Genomic DNA, 6,235 nt, shown 5'->3' with positions numbered 1-6,235 from the left:
ATGACCGACGGCAGGTAGGCGGCGGCCCGGCCGATGGAAGCGCCGGGGCGGCGCCTGGCCAGCAGCAGGGCCGCGCCGACGGCGAGTGCCAGGCGCAGCGGTACGGCGATCGCGGCGATCAGGGCGCTCACTCCCACCGCGTCCCAGAACGTGGCGTCGCCGGCGAGGCGGTCGAGGTTGGCGGTGCCGGTGTACTCCGGTGGGCGGAACCCGAAGTAGTCGGTGAAGGCCAGTGCCGTGGCCATCGCGAGCGGGACGAGCACCAGCAGGGCGGACCCGACCAGGTACGGCAGGGCCAGTGGCCAGCGCCTCACAGCCGGAGCCCGGTCACGGCGTCGAAGCGGTGCTCGTCGGCGGGGCACCACTCTGCGCGCACCCGGGCGCCGACCTCGGGGGTGTCGGCGGCGGTCACCCTGGCCAGCAGCGCGCCGACCCGCACCAGACGCTCCTCTCCCGCCACCTCGACGGAGGCGACCACGTCGTCGCCCGCGCGCAGGCGCACCCGTTCGGGGCGCACCCCGACGACCACCCCGTCGGCGGCGGGCAGCAGGTTCATCGGCAGCGGGCCGAGCGCGCGGGCGACCTCGACGGTGGCCGGGCGCGCGAAGAGGTCGGCCGGGGTGTCGCACTGCAGGACGCGCCCCCGGTGCATCACCGCCACCCGGTCGCCCATCGCCAGCGCCTCGGTGTGGTCGTGGGTCACATGCACCATCGGGACGCCCAGCTCCCGGTGCACGGCGCGGATCTCGGCGCGGGCGCGCAGCCGCAGCTCGGCGTCGACGGAGGCCAAGGGCTCGTCCAGCAGGCAGACCGCGGGGGAGCGGATGAGCACGCGGGCCAGCGCGACCCGCTGGCGCTCCCCGCCGCTGAGCTCGCCGGGCGCTCGGTGCAGCAGGTGGTCGATGCCGAGGGTGGTGGCGACCTCCCGGACGCGGGCCAGCACCGCCCGGCGGCGCCCGCCCCGGGCCCGCTCCCCGATGCCGATGTTGGCCGCGACGCTCAGGTGCGGGAACAGCGCCGCCTCCTGGAACACCATCGCCACGTCGCGGCGCGCGGAGGGAACCCCGGTGACGTCCCGCCCGCCGATCACGACCCGCCCGCCGTCCAGGCGCTCCAGCCCGGCGATGGCGCGCAGCAGCGTCGACTTGCCCGACCCCGACGGGCCGACGACCACCAGCAGCTCGCCGTCGTCCACCGCCAAGTCCACGCCGTCCAAGGCCGCCACGGCGGGACCGCCACGCGCCCGGTAGGTCCGGCGGGCCCCCTCGACCAGCAGGCTCACCGGCGGGCCAGCAGCGGGTCGGCCTGCCGCCGGATCTCGGCGAGCGCCTCCTCCAGCGGCACGCCGTCGGCGAAGGCGCGCTCCAGCTGCGTGCCGATGATGTCCTCCACCTCCGGCCACACCGGGGTGACGGGGGTGTGCCGCAGCAGCGGGATGGCGTCGAGGAAGACCTGCGAGGACGCCGGGGCGCGGGTCGGGCTGAGGAAGGCGGGCGAGGTGGCCACCGAGCGCAGCGACGGCACGGTGCGCCCGCCGAGCGCGGTCACCGTCTGCCCCTGCTGCCCGACCGCGTAGGCGATGAACCGGGTCGCGGCGTCCTTGTTCGGGGAGTTCGCCGCCACGCAGTAGGCGTCGGAGTGCAGCACCGAGGCCGGCTCGTCGAACACCGGCAGCCCGGCGACGTCGAAGTCCAGCCCCCGCTGCTCGCGCAGCGCCGGGACCTCGACCCGGGAGCTGAGGAACATGGCGACCTTGCCAGTCATGAACCGCTCCACCAGGCCCTGGGCGGCGACCTCCTCCTTGGTGGGGGTGGCACCGCTCGCGACCAGCTCGGCGACGGCGTCCAGTGCGGCGCGGGCGCCGGGCTCGTGCAGGGTGGTGCGGGTCGGTGCGGTGTCGTCGTCGACGATGCCGCCGCCGCTGCTCCAGATGAACGGCGCCATGCGGGTGATGGACGGGTCGATCCCGACGCCCTTCACCCCGTCGCCGGTCAGCGCCCGCGCGGTCCGCGCGAACTCCGCCCACGTCCAGCCCGCACGCGGCGCTTCGACGCCCGCGTCGGCGAACAGGGCACGGTTCCAGTACACGACCAGTGAGGAGATGTTCTGCGGCATGCACTGCAGCGTGGTGTCGTAGGTGAAGGCGCGCAGCGGTTCTTCGTAGTAGTCGGCGAGGTCGACGCCCCGGTCGCGCAGCAGCGGGCCGACAGGCTCGATCGCGCCGCGCTGGGCGAAGGGCGCGTACTCGCGGTAGTTGATCAGGAAGACGTCCGGCGCGTCGCCGGAGGCGAACGCCGTGGACAGCCGGGTCAGGTGCTCGCCGCGCCCGACCGCGACCAGTTCCACCTCACCACCGCCGGAGTCGCGGTAGGCGGAGATGAGGCTGCGGTACACGGCGGCCTCCTCCGGCTCAGCGCGCACCTGCACGACGATGGGCGCGTCGGCGGACCCCGCCTGCCCGCTCGGTTCCTGGGCCGTGGCGCACCCGGCGGCGAGCAGCACGGCGAGCGCGGCGCCCGCGGCGCGGCGGTTCACGACCGGACCGCCGTGGCGAAGAAGGAGCGCTGGCCGACGGCGAAGGCCAGCAGCGCCGGGGCGGTCACCACGACCGCGGCGGCGAGGTAGATCGGGTACAGGGCGACCTCCATCTCGGCCAGCCCGCGCAGCCCCAGGGCCACCGGCCAGTGGGCGGGCGAGGACACCAGCGTCAGCGGGTCCATGAACGTGGACCAGTAGAACAACCCGGACAGCGCGGCGACGGCCACGACCGCGGGCCGGGTCAGCGGCAGGGCGACCCGCCACCAGACCGCGAACGGGCTCATCCCCTCCAGCGCCGCGGCCTCCAGCAGCGAGCCGGGGACGCGCGCGCAGGCGAGGGCGAACAGCAGGACGTAGAAGGGGGTCGTGCCCGCCAGCGACAGCAGCGCGACGGTCAGCGGGGTGTCGGCCAGGCCGAGCCCGCGCAGCAGGACCACTCTCGGCACCCACAGCGCGGCGGCGGGCACCAGCAGCATCACCACCGACGCGCCGATGAGCAGCGGCCGGGCGGCGCCGCGCGCGGTCGCGGTGGCGTACCCGGCCAGGGAGGCCACCACGACCGTCACCGGCACCGCGACGACGACCAGCAGCAGCGAGTTCAGCACCATCGGCCACAGCGGCAGGAAGGCGGGCACGGACGCGTAGTTCGACCACTCGGCCGGGTCCGGCCAGAGGTCCAGCCCGTCGGGCGGCGGCTGGAGCGGGCGTTGCAGCGAACCCAGCACCATGATCACCAGCGGTGCGAGAAACACCACCGACAGCACGGCGACCCCGGCCGCCCACCACGGACGCCGGGCCCGCGCGCGGCTAGTCGTCGGCAAGCGAGGTGGTCCACACGCTGCGCCCGTAGGTCGCCGCGTAGAGCGTGTCGCTGCCCGCGGGGAGGTCGACGTCGGTGATCGGGACCAGCGGCAGGTTCGCCCCGACCTTGATCCAGGTCTTGCCCAGGTTCGTGGTGCGGTAGACGCCGACGTCGGTGGCGATGAACAGCCACTTCGGCTTGGACGGGTGCCGGATCACGTCGTTGACGGGCGCCTGCGGGATGCGCTTGCCCGCGATGTCGGACCAGGTGCGCCCGCCGTCGGAGGTCATCACCAGGTGCGGGTGCGGGTCGCCGGAGCGCCAGCCGGAGAAGCTCGCCCAGGCCACCCGCGCGTTCTGCGGGTCGACGGTGATCCGGGTGACCCAGCGGCCGGGGAAGACCGGGCTGGTCAGCTTCTGCCAGGTGACCTGGTCCGGTGCGGCCATCGCGTTGCGGCTGACCCACACCAGGCCGCTGTCGGTGCCCGCGTACACCAGGTTCGGGTCGGCCGCGGTGGTGCCGATCGCGGTCACGGTGCCGAAGCCGGGGGCGCGCGGCTCGGTGCCCTCGGTGAGGTCGGGGCTGATGCGCTGCCAGGTGCGCTGCCCGGGGTCGGTGTTGATCCGGTTGACCGTCTCGCTGCCGCCGAAGAGCACCCGGGGATCGGCGGCGAACTCCAGCGGCGCGACCCAGTTCTTGCGCGCACCCGGGATGGTCATGCTGAACCCGACGCCGTCGACGAACCCGCGGCAGCCGCCGTTCTGGGAGCAGCCGTAGTACTTGCGGTCGTTCGTGGGGTCGATGCGGTTCATCATCCCGTCGCCGCCGACGTAGCCGAACCAGTCGCCAGTCACGGTGTTGTCCGAGCCCCAGGACTTCAGCGAGCCGTTGTCCTGCGAGCCCGCGTTGACCCGCGCGCCGTCCTGCACGGACACGTCCATGGAGTAGAACTGGGTGATCGGCAGGTGCGGGGTCTTGGCCCAGAGCCCGCGGGCCGCGCCGTTCTCGGTGGAGGTGTAGAAGCCACCGTCGTTGCCGAGGTAGACCCTGCCGGGCGTGAACGGGTCCCACTCCAGGCCGTGCTGGTCGGCGTGCGGGGTCTGCGAGGTGGTCCAGGTCTGGCCGCCGTCGCGGCTCTCGGCGAGGCTGACCCCGGCGACGAAGACGTGCAACGGGTCGGCCGGGTCGACGTAGACGCGGCCGAACCACCAGGCGAAGCCGCCGCTGATGCTCTGCAGGGTGCCGCCGGAGGTGGGGCCGACCGGGGTCCAGGTCGCGCCCGCGTCGGCGCTGGTGAAGAAGCCGTTGAAGTTCCCGCCCGCGGCGCTGGAGATGAGGTAGGCGCGGTTGGGGTCGGTGTCGCTGAAGTCCACGCCCATCCGGCCGACGTAGGTCAGCGCGTCGGGCTGGCCCGCGACGTCGGTGCTCTGCGGCAGCGGCGGCTGGTGGACGTTGGTCCAGGTGCGGCCCGCGTCGGTGGAGCGGTACAGGAACGACTTCTTGCCGTACAGGCGTGACTTCTCGTCGCGGATCTTGTCCCAGGTGGTCGCGAGCATGACATCGGGGTCGGACTCGCTGATCGTGACGTCGATGACCCCGGTGGAGGCGCTGTCGGGGGCGATGACGCGCTTCCAGCTCGCGCCGCCGTCCTCGGTCATGAAGAGGCCGCGGGTGGGCGCGGTGTCGTGCAGGGCGCCCATGACGGCGACGAACACGCGGTCGTCGTCGCGCGGGTCGATGGCGATCTGGCCGACGGTGTCGCCCGCGGCCAGACCGACGTTGGCCCAGGTGGCGCCGGAGTCGGTGGACTTGTAGACGCCTCGGCCGTAGTAGGCGGAACCGCCGCCGTGGTCGGGCTCGCCCGTGCCTGCCCAGACCACGCCGCGCGAGTCCACGGCGACCGCGCCCATGGACTGCGGCAGCTGGTCGTCCCACGCGGTCTCGAAGGTCGCGCCACCGTCGCCGGTGCGCCAGAGCCCTCCGGTCCCGGTGGCGATGTAGACCGCACCGCGCGTCGTCGGGTCGGCGGCGACATCGCGGATGCGACCACCGATGTTGCTCGGCCCCAGCTCGGCCCACACCTGGTCGGTGCCGGGCGAGGCGAGTGTCATCCGATTGGCTTGGGTGACGGCCTCGACCACGGCGTCGTCGGGAATGGTGCCGTCGGGGTTGGCGCGCTGCCGGAACATCCACTCCTCAGCGCCCAGCGGATCGGCGGCGACCCGCTCGGCGACCTCGGGTGATGCGCTGTCCGAGGGGGCTGGACCACACCCCGCGAGCATGCCCACGGCGACCACGAGAACGAGCCTGTGCCGGACCACGCGAGCCTCCGAGATCTCAACGGAACTCCGGGCAACGTATCACCGGATCGTGCGGATTCATCCGATTATGGAGTGCTGCAACGTTCCCAGTTACCTACAGTTGAACCATGTCCCGGAAGGCCGCCCTCCTCCTCACGCTGACCGCGGCCCTGACGGGCTGCTCCAGCACCGCCGGCGGAGACGCGGCGTGCCCCGCACCGGTCCCCGCCCCCACCGAGGAGACCGCACTGCTACCGGACGGCCTGTCCTTCGACCAGATCGGAACAGTCACCTCCGTGCGCAGCGATGACCGGCACATCTCCCTGCAAGCTGTGTCGGACAAGCACATCGACGAGGTGACGGTGCTCATCCAGGACGCGGTCATCGCGGCGGGCTACCGCCCGGCGGGCATGGACAACGAGGGCTTCGAGGCGGAGGTGTTCTTCACCGCAGGCGCCTACGCCGCGGGCCAGGCCGTGGTCCGCCGCAGCGGGTGCCCGGACCGCTGGGACATCGAACTGGTCCTCATAACCACCGAAGCCATCCCACCCCAGAGCAGCCCCCCGCCTGCACCCTGACCGCGGCGTCCGCAGGG

The 6,235-nt window shown here is 73.4% G+C and carries 5 protein-coding genes and 1 pseudogene; 1 reads left to right on the top strand and 5 read right to left on the bottom strand.

Annotated elements, in window-relative coordinates; genetic code table 11:
* From ACFPM7_RS29820 to ACFPM7_RS29800, 5 genes and pseudogenes are all read right to left on the bottom strand, one after another.
* Positions 1-314, bottom strand: a pseudogene (locus ACFPM7_RS29820) (ABC transporter permease); the annotation flags it as partial.
* On the bottom strand, positions 311-1,282 hold the full coding sequence (locus tag ACFPM7_RS29815) for an ABC transporter ATP-binding protein (RefSeq protein ID WP_378251178.1): 972 nt from the start codon (positions 1,280-1,282) through the stop codon (positions 311-313). The gene ACFPM7_RS29815 and the pseudogene ACFPM7_RS29820, both read right to left, overlap by 4 nt.
* Positions 1,279-2,535, bottom strand: coding sequence for an ABC transporter substrate-binding protein (locus ACFPM7_RS29810; RefSeq protein WP_378251177.1), 1,257 nt, complete (start codon positions 2,533-2,535; stop codon positions 1,279-1,281). Before ACFPM7_RS29810 ends, ACFPM7_RS29815 begins: the two co-directional genes overlap by 4 nt.
* Entirely contained in the window at positions 2,532-3,359 is an 828-nt protein-coding gene (locus ACFPM7_RS29805) for a carbohydrate ABC transporter permease (RefSeq protein WP_378251176.1), read from the bottom strand. Before ACFPM7_RS29805 ends, ACFPM7_RS29810 begins: the two co-directional genes overlap by 4 nt.
* The gene (locus ACFPM7_RS29800) at positions 3,346-5,661 is read right to left on the bottom strand and encodes a WD40/YVTN/BNR-like repeat-containing protein (RefSeq protein ID WP_378251175.1); all 2,316 of its coding nucleotides are present in this window, start codon (positions 5,659-5,661) and stop codon (positions 3,346-3,348) included. The genes ACFPM7_RS29805 and ACFPM7_RS29800 overlap by 14 nt, the downstream gene beginning before the upstream one ends.
* Positions 5,662-5,768: 107 nt before the next feature.
* On the opposite strand from ACFPM7_RS29800, the gene ACFPM7_RS29795 reads away from it, so the two are divergent.
* Positions 5,769-6,218 (top strand): hypothetical protein, encoded by a 450-nt coding sequence (locus ACFPM7_RS29795; protein WP_378251174.1) that lies wholly within the window; start codon positions 5,769-5,771, stop codon positions 6,216-6,218.
* Positions 6,219-6,235: the final 17 nt, after the last annotated feature.

Source organism: Actinokineospora guangxiensis (genome assembly GCF_042657845.1).
Classification (GTDB): Bacteria; Actinomycetota; Actinomycetes; order Mycobacteriales; family Pseudonocardiaceae; genus Actinokineospora; species Actinokineospora guangxiensis.
Note: the sequence above shows the minus strand (reverse complement) of the source record. Positions and strands in the feature narration are given on the sequence as shown.

Bases quoted from the DNA above. Each gene is read 5' to 3' on its own strand.
- ACFPM7_RS29795 (WP_378251174.1), top strand. From the start codon at position 5,769: ATGTCCCGGAAGGCCGCCCTCCTCCTCACGCTGACCGCGGCCCTGACG.